Annotated in this window: 10 protein-coding genes; 3 read left to right on the top strand and 7 right to left on the bottom strand. The window is 55.0% G+C overall.

The annotated features are described in order from the left end of the window. Positions 1-89: 89 nt before the first annotated feature. On the bottom strand, positions 90-2177 hold the full coding sequence (locus tag C1T17_RS01890; RefSeq protein ID WP_104951961.1) for a hydantoinase/oxoprolinase family protein: 2088 nt from the start codon (positions 2175-2177) through the stop codon (positions 90-92). Beyond that, a complete protein-coding gene (locus tag C1T17_RS01885; protein WP_104951960.1) occupies positions 2174-3814 on the bottom strand; it encodes a hydantoinase B/oxoprolinase family protein in 1641 nt (546 codons plus the stop codon). The genes C1T17_RS01890 and C1T17_RS01885 overlap by 4 nt, the downstream gene beginning before the upstream one ends. 172 nt (positions 3815-3986) lie before the next feature. On the opposite strand from C1T17_RS01885, the gene C1T17_RS01880 reads away from it, so the two are divergent. Next, positions 3987-4883, top strand: a complete 897-nt coding sequence (locus C1T17_RS01880; RefSeq protein WP_104951959.1) for a LysR family transcriptional regulator — start codon at positions 3987-3989, stop codon at positions 4881-4883. Between the two features lies 1 nt (position 4884). Here the strand turns inward: C1T17_RS01880 and C1T17_RS01875 are convergent, their stop codons facing one another. Continuing rightward, positions 4885-7830, bottom strand: coding sequence for a TonB-dependent receptor domain-containing protein (locus tag C1T17_RS01875; protein WP_104951958.1), 2946 nt, complete (start codon positions 7828-7830; stop codon positions 4885-4887). A 125-nt stretch (positions 7831-7955) separates the two neighbouring features. Then, positions 7956-9203: an MFS transporter gene (locus C1T17_RS01870; RefSeq protein ID WP_189338455.1), complete on the bottom strand. Its 1248-nt coding sequence runs from the start codon at positions 9201-9203 to the stop codon at positions 7956-7958. A gap of 352 nt (positions 9204-9555) precedes the next feature. Between C1T17_RS01870 and C1T17_RS01865 the strand changes: the two genes are divergently transcribed. After that, positions 9556-10227, top strand: coding sequence for a Crp/Fnr family transcriptional regulator (locus C1T17_RS01865; RefSeq protein ID WP_104951956.1), 672 nt, complete (start codon positions 9556-9558; stop codon positions 10225-10227). Between the two features lie 11 nt (positions 10228-10238). Here C1T17_RS01865 and C1T17_RS01860 read toward each other — a convergent pair whose 3' ends face one another. Both C1T17_RS01860 and C1T17_RS21140 read right to left on the bottom strand, forming a co-directional pair. Continuing rightward, on the bottom strand, positions 10239-10904 hold the full coding sequence (locus C1T17_RS01860; protein WP_189338454.1) for a Crp/Fnr family transcriptional regulator: 666 nt from the start codon (positions 10902-10904) through the stop codon (positions 10239-10241). 16 nt (positions 10905-10920) lie between these two features. Beyond that, on the bottom strand, positions 10921-11841 hold the full coding sequence (locus tag C1T17_RS21140) for an alpha/beta fold hydrolase (RefSeq protein ID WP_189338453.1): 921 nt from the start codon (positions 11839-11841) through the stop codon (positions 10921-10923). A gap of 20 nt (positions 11842-11861) precedes the next feature. Here C1T17_RS21140 and C1T17_RS01855 point away from each other — a divergent pair, with 20 nt between their 5' ends. Beyond that, entirely contained in the window at positions 11862-13061 is a 1200-nt protein-coding gene (locus C1T17_RS01855) for a citrate synthase (protein ID WP_104951954.1), read from the top strand. Here the strand turns inward: C1T17_RS01855 and C1T17_RS01850 are convergent. After that, positions 13048-14517, bottom strand: a complete 1470-nt coding sequence (locus C1T17_RS01850; protein ID WP_104951953.1) for an MFS transporter — start codon at positions 14515-14517, stop codon at positions 13048-13050. The genes C1T17_RS01855 and C1T17_RS01850 overlap by 14 nt on opposite strands. Between the last annotated feature and the right edge of the window lie 221 nt (positions 14518-14738).

Raw genomic sequence — 14738 nt, 5'->3', positions numbered from 1 at the left:
CTGGCAGGCCAGCCGGTCAAATAGAGCGGCCAACCCCACCCAACTTCCTCGCGCCACAGGATAAGAAGTCAGATTAAGTACGCATCGATCTACGATGCGTACTTAATTGCCACAATCAGATTGGCGTGCTCGTCAACGTGGACGGTGGCATCCGGACCCACTGCGAATGACGTTTCGCGCTCCTCGAAAACGGCAGGACCGGGTATCTCATCACCGGACTTCAATGCATAACGGTCGAATACGCGTGTTGTGACCCGTCCGAATCCGGGGAAGCTTACATCCCGCGAAGGCCGCTCTGCAGGCGCATCAATCGGTACGTGGGCCAAGCTGATCGATTGCGCTGGGAGCGACGCGGTAAGCCTCCAGTTGACTGCCTCGATGGGGTGGTTCTTGACAACGCGATCGAACATCTCCCGGTATGTCGCTTCAAAAGCGTCGCGAACCTGCCCGACATGCTCCGGACCCAATGGACCGGTGGGCAATGGGACCGTGACTTCAAAGCCCTGCCCAAAGTAGCGCATATCTGCCTGCCATCCGAACGTCACCTCTCCCGTACCGGCGCCGACCCCGGCGAGTTGCGCCCTCGCCTGCTTTTCCATGTCCGCAAACAGGTCGTTGACTTGCTGCCAATCAATCCGATCGATCCGGGCGAGATAACCGCGTGCATCATCAACGGCGGGCGCCGCGACAAGGAAGCCGAAAGCGGAAATCACGCCCGCGCCCATAGGCACGATCAGCTTTTCCACCTTTAGCAGTTTTGCCAGGCCATAAGCGTGAACAGGCCCGGCACCGCCAAACGCTAGCATCGAATATCGACGTGGATCCTTACCCTTTTCGGCCATATGCATGCGTGTCGCCGCAGCCATGCTTTCGTTGACGATCTCTTGAATGCCCCGTGCGGAAGCTTCGTCATCGATCTTGAGCGGAGTGCTCAACTTCGTTGTGATCGCCTCCTGCACCGCGCCTAAAGCCAGTTCCATTTCTCCGCCGAGGAAGAACTGGGGGTTAAGGTAGCCCAACATCAAGTCGGCATCGGTCACCGTAGGTTCGGTGCCGCCACGTCCGTAGGCAACGGGCCCAGGCACTGACGATGCGCTGCGCGGTCCGACCTTCATCAGCCCCAACCTGTCGATTGACGCGATCGATCCGCCACCGCCGCTGATTTCGATCATATCAACGACCGTCACTTTCAGCGGGAGACCTGATCCCTTCTTGAAGCGTTCCAAGCGGCCCGCTTCAAAGTCGTGCTTTACGTGCGGCTCGCCTTCTTCGATCAGGCACATCTTGGCGGTTGTCCCACCCATGTCGAACGAAATAAGGTGATCTTCCCCGATCTGACGAGCGATGTAGGCGGCCGCCATGGCGCCAGCTGCGGGGCCAGATTCTATAAGACGAACGGGAAACGCCTTGGCATCCTCAATGGTGGTGAGGCCGCCGCTGGACAGCATGATTGACAAATCTCCGTCGAAACCGAGATCAGCCAGTTCATCAACCAGCTTATCGAGATAACCATGAACACGCGGCTGCACGTAGGCGTTAACGCATGCCGTGTTGGTCCGCTCATACTCGCGTATCTCGGGCGCTACCGCCGATGAAAGGGTCAGATGCAGATCAGGATAAAGGTCCTTCACGACCTCCCTCGCCTGAAGTTCATGCATGGGATTGCGATAGGAATTCATAAAGGCGATTGCGAGAGCTTCAATCTTCTCGTCTTCAACTAAACTCCGCACTTCACGCTCAAGTCCAGAGACATCAAGCGGTTCACGCTCCCGTCCGTCAGCGTACAAGCGGCCAGCCACCCCACGCCGTAGATTGCGTGGCACGATTACGGGAACAGCAGGCTGAAATAGATCGTCGACATCGTAACGGGTCTCATGCCCCATTTCGAGCGTGTCCGCGAAACCCTTGGTCGCGATCAGTCCGACTCTGGCTCCCGTGCGCTCCAATACGGTGTTGGTAATCAGGGTCGTTCCATGAACGATGCTATGAATCTGGGCGGCCTGTGAATTCGTTTCCTCAAGCAAGCGCTTGACGCCTTCGACTATGGCTCTGCCCGGATCGTCGGGTGTCGTCAGGCGCTTGCCGGTCCGGGTGATGCCACGCGCCTCGTCATGAAAGACAAAGTCAGTGAAGGTTCCGCCGATGTCGACACCGATGCGTGCCGTCTTCTCCGTCATTTACCCGCTCCATATTCGCGCGCCGCTAATTCGGCGGAGACAAAGCCCAATTTCACGTCTCGCTCGACCATTGCCGGATCACGTTCTGCGGGGTCACCAAACCCGCCGCCGCCGGCGAAATTGAAGGTCACCGTTGATCCTGGCGTCAATTGGCCACGGGATTTAAGTCTCAAAGGCTGGTCTCCGATTGTTGCCGACGCAGGCGCACCGGGACGGCCACCCGCGATCCCTTGCGCCGGATTTTTTTCACGGTCACCTAGAGCAAGAACCTGCATCGGCTTCTTGGACACATTTTCGATTTCACAGGTCTGCCCGAGTCCACCGCGATGTCGCCCCACCCCGCCGGAATCCAATCGAAACTCCTTACGGACGAAGAGAATAGGCGCGACTGCCTCTAATACCTCAAGGCTACCTGCGCCGGAATTGGTGGGAAATGCAGTGGTAGCCAATCCATCGCCTTGCGATGATGCGCCCATTCCGGCGCTGGCGAATAGAATCGTGCCAAACCGGGCACCATCGTCCTGCATACCGGAAATCCTGGCGCGCAAGGCCGGTGCGCCGCCGCTGTCGGCCATGATCCGGTCGGGCATTACGGTCGCCAAAGCCTGATAGATCGCACAACTGAGTACATGCCCGGTAAGATGCCGCGCCGAAACCGCAGCCGGGAACGCTGCGTTCACAATCGATCCGGAAGGCGCCGTAACAGTGATTGGGCGGTAAGATCCTTCGTTGCGCCTCGTCCGCGGATCCAGCACGCACTTGAGAGGATATATCGAGTAAGCCTGCGTATAGTTCATCGTACAGTTCGTACCGCGATTATTCTGCGGAGAACTGCCAGTGTAATCGATGGTCATCTCATCACCGGAAACGGTGATCTTGCATTCGATGTGCGTGGGGTGATCATCCCATCCATCCAAGTCGATGGCGGAGCGATAGATGCCATCCGGAATTTCGGCGATTGCTTCCCGCATTGAACGCTCGGACAAGGCCTGTATCTCGCGCGAAAGATCGACGAGGTCTTCCAATCCAGTATCGGACAGGAAATCAGCGGTTCGACGGCAGCAAACCTCGTTGGCCGTAACCTGTGCTTCCAAGTCTCCGAGCAGCAAGTCGGGATATCGCACATTGGCAAGGAAAAGTTCGAGCATAGTTTCGCTACGCTCGCCCGCACGATAAAGATGGATAGGCGGGATAAAAACGCCCTCACCAAATATCTCTTGATTTTCCGGGCTGACGTTGCCGCCGATATCAGGCGTGTGCGCCGCAGTACCGGAGAAGGCGACAAGCTTGCCACGATAGAATACCGGTACAATCATGGCCACGTCGGGAAGATGACCTGTACCGATCCATGGATCGTTAGTCAGAATGACGTCGCCTTCCCGCCAGCTTTCGAGCGGGAATTTGGCAAGACAGGCACGCGCGGTGCGGCCTAGCAAGCCTGCGAAAGTCGGGATGCCGCCACTGCATTCTGCCAACGTTTCACCATCGACATTCATCAGGCACGTGGCGAAATCGTTTGACTCCCGGATGATCGGGGAGAAAGCGGTTCGCAATAATGTCGTTGCAGCCTCATCGGCCACGGCCACAAGCCTGCTCCACAGAATTTCAAGTGTAATCGAGTCAAAACGTTCCGCCATCCTATCCTCATCTATGCTTCAGTTTCGGCGAGCTTGACGATTTCCTAGCGGGCAAGGCCTTATGGTTCCAGTTCACAGTCCGCATCATTTCATCCATGCGGCTTGAGCATCTTGCGTCTAGGGAGCAAGATGCAGGTATCTTGACCGACATTGGCATATGGGAAGTAAATCGATGGATTCTGACTGGCTTGAAGATTTCCTTGCCCTGATAGACTGCGGAAACTTTTCCCGAGCCGCCGAGAAGCGCGCAGTGAGCCAGCCCAGCTTCAGTCGTCGCATCAAGTCCCTGGAAGAGTGGGTTGGCGCTACGCTGATCGACCGCAGTACACATACCATCCGTCTGACTGCCGCGGGAGATCGCTTCCGCAATACTGCCGAGGAAACGCTACGTCGCTTGCAGCTAGGGCGGGAGGAAGCGCGGGCAACGGCCAAGGCTGCGTCAGAAACACTGCGCTTCGCATCTACGCATGTGCTCTCCCTTACCTTTTTCCCGAACTGGCTCCGTACACTTGAGATCGACGCGCAGACCAATGCTACGATTGAGCTGATCGCCGATAATATGGTGGCGTGTGAGCGCCTGATGATCGAAGGTCGCGGTCAATTCCTCCTCTGTCACCATCATGAAGCCGCCAATGTCCGTTTGGGATCTGACTTCAAGTCCATTCGTCTTGGCAGCGACATATTATTGCCGGTCGCAGCACCCGAGGTGATCGCGTCCGGTCCGACGGCGGAAACTCCGCAACTTGCCTTTACCAGCGATTCTGGAATGGGCCGCATTTTAGCGGCAGCCTGGTCGGCAAAAGGGTTACCTCCTCCACCGCAACCCAGCTTCGCTTCTCATCTCGCCAGCGTTTTGACGGCAATGGCGCGCGACGGCCGCGGTGTCGCATGGTCAGCGCTTAGCTTGGTTGAAGCCGACCTTTCTTCTGGGCGACTGGCGCGCGCAGGATCACCAGAAGATGAAGTGCCTATCGAAATCCGGCTTTGGCGCCCCAAAGCACGTCAATCACCCGCAGCGGAGGCGCTCTGGACCCGCCTCCTCAAAATAGAGGCGGGTCAAGGCACATGATCTAAAACTTGGTATTTACCGATACGTAGAAGCGGCGTCCGATCAGATCATAAGTGTAAGGCTCGGTCATGAGGACGCCCGTGGGGTTTTCAAACAGGATGGGAGGTTTCTTGTCCAAGAAGTTGACGGCTCCTGCACGTAGTTCGATACGATCGGCAACCTTGGTGCCGACGTCCAGATCGAAATAGCTTACGGCCTTTACCCCTCTTGCCGTTCCACCCGTACCGACATTTGCCGCATTTTCCATCTTGTCGAGGAAACGCCAGCGAATGGATGCTGACATGTCCCCGAACGTCAGGGTTCCACTCGTAGTCGCCTTCCATTTTGGATGCGCCGTGGCGAACAGGTCGATCTGCTGGTTACCAATTGTCCCCGCATATTCCAGCTTTGGCGCGCCCGTCAGATTCTGTATTCTGAAGCTGCCCAGATAACTGACAATTGAATTCAGGGCGAAGCTGCCGTTGCCACCCAGACCAATATCATCGAAGTTAACGCGCCAGTCGATCTGAGTATCAATCCCTGACGACGAATAACTGGCGAGATTAAGCAGCGGGTTTCCTATTAATGAAATCTGGCCATTGTTCAGGTCGCGGGTCAGCAATCCACAATAATAATTATTGTTCGAGAAATTGGGATTGCCCACCGGATCAAAGCATTGGGAGAGTGCAACGTTGTTGGTGATTTGCCCGATGGCTTGGGTAATCGCAATATTGTAGTAGTCGACCGACAGGTTGACGCGAGACAGCCAAGGTGATGCAAATTTGGGGTTTAGCACCACGCCGACCGAATAGGTGTCGGCTTTTTCCGATGCGAGGCCCGTATTGCCTCCTCCTTGGAAAGGAATGCGCGGGTTGGTGTTGGTAAAACTGTCGATCAGATTTGCCGGAACACCTTGAGCCAAACAGAGTCCGCGAACTTGGGCGCTGGTGGCTGATCCTGCAGCGCGGTATGCGCCGCGAATGTCACACGGATCTCCAAGCCCGATAAGGCCCGGAGAACCGATGGGCGATTGGCCCAAATTGGTCGCGGCGAACAACTCGCCGGCACTTGGTGCCCGAATGGCTCGGGAATAGCCCCCCCGCAAGCGCATGCCCTCTATGACGAGCCAATCGGCATCGATTTTGTAAGTCGAGATACCCCCGACTGTATTATAATCCGAATAGCGATAGGAGGGTGCGAGATTGAATTCCTTGATGAGGGTAACGTCACGAAGTACCGGGATAAGCAATTCAACGTACCCCTCCACTGCTTTGGTGTTACCGCTGGAACCAAATACCGGAAGAAAATTAGCGAGTTCGCCACTGGAAATTAACGGGTCAGCGGCGAAAGCATAAGTATTCTTGCGATAAGAAGCGCCAGCGGCGAACTTGAGCTTGCCGGCAGGCAGATCAAACAAGTCACCGAAAAGATTGCCCTCCACTGTCATCTGGGTGAGTTTGGTACGGTTCCGAGCCACGCGCGAAATATAGTCTGAGCAGGATGCCGACACCGGCTGCGGGCCGAACAAATTATAGCCCCCTTCGCAAATGCTGCGACCACCATCCGGTGCACTCAGCAGCGTCTGGATAGCCGCCGCGCTGGGATAGCCGCGATACGTGGTGGCCTGAATGGTTTTCCCATAACTTCCAACCAAGCTCCAACTTATGCTGTCGCTGGCGAGCTTCCCATTCACTCCACCCGTGAACTGATAAACGTCATATTCATTTCGTTCTTGGCGCTGACCGGCCTCAACGGTGAAACGTGAGACTGTAAATGGCGCGTTGGGATTGGGCCGTGACCCAAGGTAAGTGCGAAGATCGGTGGGGATAAACGGATTAGTTACGGGAACGGACAAGGATCGACCTGATGTCGAGCCGGCATTTGCATAGGCGCCGCCAGTCGTCACGGAATAGTTCGTGTACAGCCCTTCGGCAAATATGCTCAAAGAATCGGCTAGCTCGAATTCCGCATGTCCAAAGGCGCTGACCCGCTCCAGCGGCGTTTGCGCCGTATAGGTTTCCGACAAGGCATAATTCAGGCTGTTATTGAAGATGCGATAGGGCAGTTCCCTACTACCACGATAGTTGACTACGCCGATCGGTGAAAAGAGCGTGCCATCAAGATTGAAGGACAGCTGTGTAGTTCGCGAGACAGCGCCTGGCCCGGCACCATAACGAGAAAATATCGTGTTGACCGCAGCTTGGCTCGGCAAATTTGAAGCGGCAACGTTGACCAGAGTATTTGGTATTGCCGGGGCGAGAACTTGTCCGCGCAGATGCGGCCGGTTTGTAAACGGCGCATCGTCGCGTTGCGAATAGTTGATCGAAGCGATGATCGATCCGCGACCTTCGGCAAATTTCGTCCCCCCGATGATGTTAAAGTCGCGTGTAGCCGCATCTCCCATGTCGCTGATGCCAAACTTTGCACTCGCCTCCAAGCCATCCAAATTACGGCGCAGCTTCAGGTTCACCACGCCTGTAACGGCATCTGAACCGTAAATTGCCGAGGCGCCCCCGGTAATGACCTCCACACTGCCGACCAATGCCGCCGGAATGATATTGAGATCAACCGCGCCATCAGGCGAAGAGGGTTGAATCCGTCGACCATCTAAAAGCACGAGCGTACGTTGTTGCCCCAATCCGCGCAGGTTTATGCTTGCCTGGCCGCCCCGCGCCTGGGTGTTTGTCGATGAGCTGGCAGACGCCGCTATCTGCGGTAACTGGTTAAGGCTGCTTTCGAGCGTCGGGGAATCGCTTTTACTGATAAATTCTTTTCCGATCGTCGTAATCGGACTAGTCGATGTGAAATCGCGTCTGGCGATACGCGACCCGGTCACAATGATGTCAGATGTCGAGGCTACCTTTTCACTGGTGGAAGTGGCTTGGCCCTCCACCGTCTGCGCTGACGCAGGCAAAGTTGCAGCACCGATCATCAGCGCGCAAACTGCGCACGAAGTTTTGCTTCTCATGATCCTATCCCCAAATAAATTTGTTTTTTGTCATTAAATAAAAATATACTGAAAATGAATTGGTTGATGACCAACAATTACTTCATTAAATTAATATCATTGATGCTAGATAGATGAGGTCCAGGTTAATTATTATCTTCATTAGCATCCACTGCTTCACGCAAGGCAGGAAGGCAGTATCGCATGCATATAAGAGCTGCCGGAATCATCGTCGACATTACTGCCGTAAGCGACCATCCAAGACGTGCTTCATCCCGGAACACGAAGTCGGTTAAGGCTCCTACGATCAACGGACCCAGGCTTCCGAACAACGCGAGTGGTATTGAGGTGAGTGCCGTAACGCGGCCACGCAGGTTCTTTGGCGTTACCATCTGCACCGCGGTGGTGAAATAGGCTATCAGCGGGATCGTCACCACGGCAACGATTGAATAGAACAGCAGAAACAAGGTGCCGTTCCGTAACAGGAATACGACCATGGCTAAGGGCAAGGTGCCCATCAACAACCATGTATAAAACCGGATTGGAGCGTCCCGAACGCCGCGCTTGAACAACCAGTCGATAATCATGCCCTTGGGAACGAGCGTTGCCGCGCCCGCCAAACTGATGGCCCCCAAGGTGGGGCCATAAATAGCAGGCGACCAATGAAACTGGCGATCGATGAAAGTAGGCACCCAGGCGATCAAACTTTGTCCACAAATGATGATGCAGCAAAAACCAAGCGTGAGCGGGATCATCAATCCACGCTTGGCCACCATGAAGGCCACCGCTCCACTTTCCGATGCCTCAACAGCGCGTTTAGCACGGCGCGGTTCGGAAAAAGTGAAGACGAGGAAAGCAAACAGAATAGAAGGGAAGGCAGCGACCCCCAACGTCAAGCGCCAAGGCTCGCTAAGGTTCATTGCTGGAAACGACCGCTCGATAGCGCCAGCCGCGATTAGAGCAAGCCCGCCGATGGCATAGGCGGCGGAAGAACCTATTTTAGGCCCCATTGAAAAAACAGAGATTGCAGTCGTCAATCGTGCACGCGGCATCTTGTCGGCAATCAGCGACATGGCGGCAGGCGTAAGCGACGCCTCCCCTATTCCGACGAAAATTCGCATCAAGAAAAGGGCCGCAAACGATGTGGCAAGTCCGGAAACGCCCGTCGCGATGCCGAATATCAGCGCACCGATCAGAATAACCCAGCGACGTGAATAGCGGTCTGCAGCCCACCCGAGCGGCACACCCGCTATAGCAAATACAATAGCGAAAGCGGGGCCAAGTATAATGCCCATTTCGAAGTCACTCAGTTTAAGGCTGGCCTTAACGCTGGGAACAAGCATCGTCAGGATGAAACGATCAAGATACGAAAATACATAGAGGACGGTGAGCACTATCACGGTCCACCAAGCATCACGTCCTGCGCGTTCTCTCGTGACGCTATCAGGGGCAGGATCGGGTGATCCCACCGGCCTATGCGAGCCAGTCACGGATGCTGGTAGATTCACGCGAACATACGCCTGATGCGCGCACTTGCATAGCCAGTACGCCTCAAGCCGCATTCGAAGGATGAACCAGGCGACACGACATTCGCCACGTTTTCATTGGAAAGTGTCACCACAAGTGTCCTCTCATTACTATCGAACTCTTCGGTTATTGACGACAGGATTTAAGCTGCATAGCCGTCTCACGGATGCCACAAATGTTGCATTATTGTGCGCATAGAATCTTGCAGGAAACGAAGGTATGAGCGGCTTTGTCGTGGCGGAAGATTGGATAAGCTCTCTGCCGGAACTGGTCTGCCAGGAAGCCATGGCCCAAATGTCAGTGCGCCAGATTGCAGCAGGTGCGGAATTGGCCCGCGTAGGCAATCCTGCGGAAGCCATTTATCGTGTTAAATCAGGCTATCTCAAACAAACGGGCCTTCAGGAAGATGGTGAGCGAACGCTGCTGACAATCTATGCCGCGGGAGCATGCTTCGCCGAAACCGCTGTTATTGTGGGACAACCCTTGAACCACACAACCATCGCCTTGACGGATGCCACAGTCGAATGCCTTCCCGCCCAGGCCTTTTGGAGGTTGTACCGCAATTGTCCCGAGGTATCTGACGCGCTCTGTCGCAAATTCGCACAGTCACTGCGGCGTCAGGTAGCTGAGCGGGAACAGTTCGCTTCAGCACGATTAAACGCGAAGATAGCGTCGCTCTTTGCCGATCTTGGCACGCGGACGGGCTCGGTCGAGGCTGATGGCCGACTCCGCATCAGCATCCCCTTCACTCAATTCGACTTGGCTGCCCATTTTGGCGTAACTCGGCAAAGCGTTCAGCGCGAACTATCCTCCTTCAAGTCCAATCGATCAATCATCAAACAATCATGCGGTTGGGTCGTCGATCTAACCAAACTGCCCAGTCTATCTTAACCTTTCACCCATCAGGCCGAGCAAAAATCCCGAAGTCGTTCTCCATCCCGTATCATCCACCTACGGCCGCTGCGCGCAATCATACCCGACCGCTTCAATTGCGAGACTTCGCGTTGCACGCTTTGCCGGGTGACATCGAGATGGTCGGCGAGATCCTGCTGAGAAATCGGGCAAGTAATCTCTACGCCATCAACATAGGACCGACCGAAGGCATTGGAAGCGTTTTGCAAGATTACTCCAATGCACTGACCCAGCCGCTTGGAGGCTTTCAACTCACGATTTGCTATTTGACGGCCAAGTGCGGCAGCAAGTTTTCTACATAGAGCTTCCGGAATTTCCGGATAGGCGCTACACAACTCCCAGAAGTCCTTCGCCGGCAAAATGCGAATTTCGGTAGGCGATAGCGCCGTTGTCGTATGGTTCAGGCACCTGCGTCCTAGAACTGCGGTTTCTGCAAAGCAGTTGCCTTGTGAATAGATGGCAATGAGAGTTTGCCTCCCGTCTTCCTGCAGTCCATGAAGCCGAACATATCCAGATCGCACCTGCATCACTCCCGGTGGCGGCGATCCGGCCTTACCGATTGTTTCGCCCACTGCGTAGGACCGATCGATGCTGCGGGTCTCAATGATTGATTGAAGCGCAGACGGGAGCGCCGCGATCCAGTTTTCATCACTCAATATTCCTTGGAGCATGTCACGACCCCGTGGTTGATATCGTCCGTGCGAGAAAATCCTCGACGGCAGGGATGACCCGCAAGCCCTCGTGAGCGATACCGGGCAGCACCGATCGCTCGGAAGGCAGCCCATGATCCAGCCAGTTACGAAAAAGCGTCTCGTTACGCTGAAGGCGATTTTTACCGAGTGACTCCATATCCGCCGCATGGTGAGCCACCGCCGGAGGATAAACAAATTCCTGAGTATCCTCGGCACCCACTAGCAATTGGGACGGCACCCGCCGCATCGCATCAAGATTCGGCGAAGTGCCGAAGCGAGCTGCGAAATCACGGGTTCCAATCCAAAAGTCGCGCGTATTGTCCAGCAAAGTCACGCCTCCAGGGGCGCCCACCGTCACTGACGCCAGGCGATCAGGATGAAGATAATAAAAGCGGTGAGCAAAATGCCCCCCCCCTGAGAACCCGAACAGATGGAAGAGGTCAAACGGGCAACCTACGATTTCGCTGATCTCATCTACCATTCCCAACAAGATATGATCGTAACGAAGCTCGCCCTCAGCGATATACTTGTATCCGTCAGCATTGTCGTCGCCAAGCACGCCGACTGGAAACAAAGGCGCCAGCACGACTACATTATTGGCTTCGGCAAAAGGAATAAGGGCATCGCGATATGCCATGCAACCGCGGCCCGACCCGTGCATCGCAACCAGCAAGCGGGGCTTGCTTCCGACGCTGTGTGCCGAGGCTGGCAAATGCATGCAGTAGGAAAAGCGTGGATCACCCCGGTATGCGAACTGCGCTTTGGGCCACATCGCTCGCCCCCTTTTAACAATGTTCATGCCCTGACCTTCTCTCGTGATGCAAAGCCAGTGTGGAGCCACCGGCAACTTAATACTCACATGAACAAAGCGACCCAAGTGAAGGCTGTCAACATTGATCATTTTAGTCTACATACCCGCTCATGTCTTACATCACAGCCGAACGAGCCGCGAACCTGCTTGGTGTCTCACGTGCGACGCTTTATGCATATGTCAGCCGTCGCGGGATCAGATCGATTCCTGTGGAAGGAACGCGCCAGCGTCTTTATTGGGAGAGCGATGTATTGAACGCTCGGCGACCGAAAGGGCGACCGCAACGATCAACTGAATTTCAGCTACCCGAGTCCAGCGTCTCGTTAGTCGATGCCGGAGCCCTTTATTATCGTGGGGAGCTGGCCGTTGACCTTGCGGAAAAGGCAACGTTCGAAGACGTTATCGACTTGCTATGCAAAATGCCCGTAGGGCATGCTGCAAGCTACCGCCCGATTAAGTTGCCGCCAATGGCTCAGGCCATCATTGGAACGATGGGCAGTTCCAGTGGACTGGAACGCGCAATAGCAACGCTTACTCTGATCGAAGCGGATAATCCCAGAGCGTTTGATCTGTCCGCGTCGGGCATGGCTACCAGCGGCGCGGAAGCCATAAGAACCTTCGCCGCAATACTTTTGCGGCAGGACAGCTTAGGCAAAGGGCCTCTGCACGAAATTGTGGCACAATCGATGGGGTTGGCCGATGGCTGGGCGGACCTGATACGCCGCCTGCTGATCCTCTCAGCCGATAATGGGCTGGAACCAGGCACCCTTGCCGTCCGATCCATGGCGGCTCTGGGCATCTCACCTTATCGTTGCATAACGGGCGGATTGATCGTCATGGGCGGACGTCAGAGCGCTGCGACCAGGAGCGAAGAAATTCGACGGTTCATCGACGATATTGACAAGCAAAATGTCAAAGATGTCATACTTCGTCGCCTGCGTCATGACGGCCGTATTCCCGGTTTCAGTTCAACTCTGTATCCGCAGGGCGACCCTCGCGGAGCTGCTCTGCTGGCGGTAATATCCCAGCGTTTTCGGGCCGACCCGGCGTTCCGGCCGTTGTTGGAAGCGGTGACGTTCGTTACCAGTGAACTCGGGGTCAAACCCAATCTGGCATTGTTCGCGCATTTCATCAGCAAACGTGTCATGCCCCATCAACGCGACACATTATTTGTGCTGGGGCGTTCGGCGGGGTGGATCGCCCATGCCATTGAACGCTATTGCGCCGGCGAGCAATCCCGCCCGCCGGCATTATATACCGGGCCACTGCCCCATGATAATAACGGGGAAGCCGATGCTAGACCACGGTAACCGTCGGTAACGACGCCTCTCCACCTTCCCGCTCCCGTAAAATTGCCAGGTTACGTTCATGACGTGCCTGATTAATCGGGAAATTCTTCACTACGAAGATAACGAGAATAGTAAATACGGCAACTGCCGGCACGTAAACCGCTCCAAGATTCCATAATGTTTCTGCTGGCAACGTACCAGGCTTCGCTTTAGTGGGGAATTGGATCAGCGATAGGATCGCGCCGGAAATTAAGATGCCCACCCCCGACACGGCTTTGCTGAAGAAGGCGTCGGCGGAAAACAATAACCCTTCGGATCGTCTTCCGGTTTTTACTTCAAGCTCCTCAACCACGTCCGATAGCATCGAATTCATCATGGCAGCGCTCATTACATAGAGCATTCCCTGCAAAAAGGACTCCACTGCAATAATTGCGAAGATGGTATTTGTACCGTTCTCTGGCAAAACATCAAAGAGCCTGAGAACGACAGGAACAGCCATATTTAAGAAGCCGATGATATAAACCGCAATCAACGTGCTGCGCTTACCCAATCTGACAGCGAGGGGCGGCAAAATCGCGGTGCCCAGCAATGTCGCGACTGCGGTCAACGTTGCTACAAGCGCCAGTTGCGTCTGAGTTAGCTGCCAGAAATATAGCCCAAAATAGAGGTCCAGGCCGTTACGCGCCCCGCTTACGATGGCAACTAGCATACCTGTGACAAGCATGATCCGTGCTGCGGGATCTCTCAGCAATCGGATGATGTCAGCGAAGAATTGCCGTTGCCCCGAAGTAGTGGCCTCCGGTTTACGTAGCCAAGGGATAAAGCGATGTGTGGCCATTGTCGATGCGAGGATTGAGATAGCCATAACGACAGAACCGGCCACGGCGAACGAGAAATAGCCCGATCTGTTGGTGACACCCCCTTGATCGTCCGAAAGGAAAATCTGAAACGCGGCGATTGTGAACAGCACGCCGGCAACAGTTCGGAAGAATATCCGAATACTGACGATAAGCGTACGCCTGTGATAATCGTGGATCAATTCAGGCGCGAGTGCAATCGAGGGCAGCTCAAAAAAGGTGTCGAACAGCCTGAGAACCATGAGGCATGCCAGGAGATAGTAAAAGAGCAACTCGCTCGAAATCCCGGCTGGGGGATTCCACAGGCAGAAGAAGGAAAGCGCCAGTGGTAAGGCAGAAACGTACATGAATGGATGTCGCCTGCCCCACCGCGATTTGAAGTTATCTGACAAGTACCCGACAAGTGGATCAACGATCGCATCGAATATGGTTATAATGGTAATGGCCAAGGCAACGGATGCCGGACTCATTCCAACCGCCTGATTATAAAAGATCAGCAAGAAACTGCTGAGCGCCCGCATTTTTATTCCTGACGAGCACGCTCCGACACCATAAAAAAGCAAGGTGGCCCATCCGACATGCGGGCGCTCTGCGGCGGGGCGGGCCTTGGAACTATTCATGGTTGCTCCACCGTCAGAATCCTTCGCGCGTCAAACTTAGGCACAGGTCCGGCGGTCGACAATGTTTAACGTCCTGCGCCGGAAATCTGACTCAAACATGCTGGCTTCATTAGCGGCGCATCGAGTATTTACGGCACGTGCTGATGCCAGTAATCTTTCCTGCTGTTGCTCCTCAGCCATTTGCGGGCACGATGACAGAGCAGATCGTACTTCCGGCGCCT

This window comes from Sphingobium sp. SCG-1 (assembly GCF_002953135.1).
Taxonomy (GTDB): domain Bacteria; phylum Pseudomonadota; class Alphaproteobacteria; order Sphingomonadales; family Sphingomonadaceae; genus Sphingobium.
This window is presented reverse-complemented; position numbering and strand designations above follow the sequence as displayed.

Bases quoted from the DNA above. Each gene is read 5' to 3' on its own strand.
- C1T17_RS01890 (WP_104951961.1), bottom strand. From the start codon at position 2,177: ATGACGGAGAAGACGGCACGCATCGGTGTCGACATCGGCGGAACCTTC.
- C1T17_RS01885 (WP_104951960.1), bottom strand. From the start codon at position 3,814: ATGGCGGAACGTTTTGACTCGATTACACTTGAAATTCTGTGGAGCAGG.
- C1T17_RS01880 (WP_104951959.1), top strand. From the start codon at position 3,987: ATGGATTCTGACTGGCTTGAAGATTTCCTTGCCCTGATAGACTGCGGA.
- C1T17_RS01875 (WP_104951958.1), bottom strand. From the start codon at position 7,830: ATGAGAAGCAAAACTTCGTGCGCAGTTTGCGCGCTGATGATCGGTGCT.
- C1T17_RS21140 (WP_189338453.1), bottom strand. From the start codon at position 11,841: ATGATCAATGTTGACAGCCTTCACTTGGGTCGCTTTGTTCATGTGAGT.
- C1T17_RS01855 (WP_104951954.1), top strand. From the start codon at position 11,862: ATGTCTTACATCACAGCCGAACGAGCCGCGAACCTGCTTGGTGTCTCA.
- C1T17_RS01865 (WP_104951956.1), top strand. From the start codon at position 9,556: ATGAGCGGCTTTGTCGTGGCGGAAGATTGGATAAGCTCTCTGCCGGAA.
- C1T17_RS01850 (WP_104951953.1), bottom strand. From the start codon at position 14,517: ATGAATAGTTCCAAGGCCCGCCCCGCCGCAGAGCGCCCGCATGTCGGA.